This window comes from Ruegeria sp. AE3, assembly GCF_056542225.1.
Genome location: NZ_JBQFZL010000045.1, coordinates 1 through 1,691, shown reverse-complemented (window position 1 = coordinate 1,691; position 1,691 = coordinate 1). Strand labels below are relative to the sequence as shown.

1 protein-coding gene is annotated in these 1,691 nt (G+C 55.1%); it reads right to left on the bottom strand.

The window, feature by feature from the left end; all coding sequences use genetic code 11:
- Nucleotides 1-172 precede the first annotated feature (172 nt).
- Nucleotides 173-1,618 carry an IS1182 family transposase gene (locus tag ACR0NZ_RS20595; protein ID WP_480521570.1) on the bottom strand — a complete coding sequence of 482 codons (1,446 nt, stop codon included), beginning with the start codon at nt 1,616-1,618 and terminating at the stop codon, nt 173-175.
- Between the last annotated feature and the right edge of the window lie 73 nt (nt 1,619-1,691).

The following is a 1,691-nucleotide window of genomic DNA, read 5'->3' as shown; positions in this document are numbered from 1 at the left end:
GAGGGTGTGTGGAAACTTGGTTGATCTCGGAGCGTCCAATCGGTTTTGACTTTTGTGTCCTTTTTGGCTTGGGATCATCATTTTGATGGACAGGATGGATTGTGAGGTCGGCGGAAGCCATCTGAGACGGATAGGGCCATTTGGGCGCAAATTTCAGGGCAAACGAGGGCTCTTACGCGTTCATAGCTGCGATGATCGCTGGTACGCCCATGATCTTCAGCACGCGGGTCATGTTGTAGGCGAGTACGTGCAGCGCCATCTCGGTGGCGACATTTTTCAACCTGCGCATCGTGAAGTGCGTCGCGCCCATCCATGATTTGATCGTGCCGTAGGGATGCTCGACGGTCATGCTGCGGACGGCCAGTTGGGCTGGGTCTGCGTCCAACCTTTCTTGTACTCGCTCAAGCACATCCTCTTTCTCCCATCGACGCACGCGCCGTTCCTTGCTGGCCGTGCATTTGTCCTTGATGACGCAATCGGCGCAGGCCCCAGACCAATACGCTCTGATGGCCTTGCCGTCTTGCTGGCCGGTAAATCTGTAGGTCAGTTGCTTGCCTGCCGGGCAGACATAGACATCCTTGCCGCTGTCATATGCGAAGTCAGCCTTGTCAAACTGACCGCGTGCAGCGGCGTTTGATGTCATGGGTTTGGGAACGACAACCGAGATACCAGCCTCTTCGCTGGCGACAATCTCCTCGCTCTTGTAGTAACCTTTATCCGCGATTGCTGTGAGCTGATCTGTCGTCATGACATCATTTGCTGCCGCGGCCATCATCGACAAGGCATCCCGGTCGAACCCAAGCATTGTTACTTCATGCGCAACGATCAGGTGGTGATTGGCTTCGACGGCCGTTTGAACATTGTAGCCGACAATGCGGGGCATCCGGGCCGTTGTTGCCATGGATCGGGCATCAGGATCACTAAGTGAGACTTGGGTTTCGCCGGTCTCATCCATGCGCTGCCCGATTGATCTGTAGCGCACCGCCTCCTTTTGCAGATGCTCTAACTTTCTCAAAGTGCGTTCCATGCGGGCCTCTGGCAGCACCGTGCTGGTCTGTTCAAACACTTCGTCGGCGCGATCCAACTCACCCAAATAGCGCTCGATTGCCTTGTCAATCTCACCCAACTTCTGGCGCAGCTTACCGCGCGTGTAATTCTTGGCCTTGGAGTTCAGCGCCTTGAACCGGCTACCGTCAATGGCAACCACATCCCCATCGAGCAGGTTCATGTTGCGGCATAGCGCGACAAACTGCTGGCACACCTTGCGGATCGCGGGGCCGTTGTCTTTCCGAAAGTCGGCAATCGTCTTGAAGTCCGGCTTCAACCGACCCGTCAGCCAGACAAGTTCCAGATTGCGACCGCACTCGCGCTCCAGACGACGCGATGACTGGATCTGGTTCAAATACCCGTAAAGATAAATCCGAAGTAACAAGCCAGGATGATAGCCAGGCCGTCCAGTTGCCGCTGGCATCGCATTGAATCCCAGCACCGCAAGATCAAGCAGGTCTGCAAAGGCATCAATGGCACGGACAGGACTGTTCTCATCAACATAATCGTCCAGACATTCGGGCAGCAACATCGCCTGCTGCCGGTCCAGACCCTCGATAAATTGCGTCATCAACAACCTCCGTACCGAATACGGAAATTATACCATCAGTCCGGTCAAAATAGGGGAGTTTTCACACACCCTC

What these genes read in the sequence shown, in the direction of transcription:
- ACR0NZ_RS20595 (WP_480521570.1), bottom strand. Translation starts at nt 1,618, where the DNA reads ATGACGCAATTTATCGAGGGTCTGGACCGGCAGCAGGCGATGTTGCTG.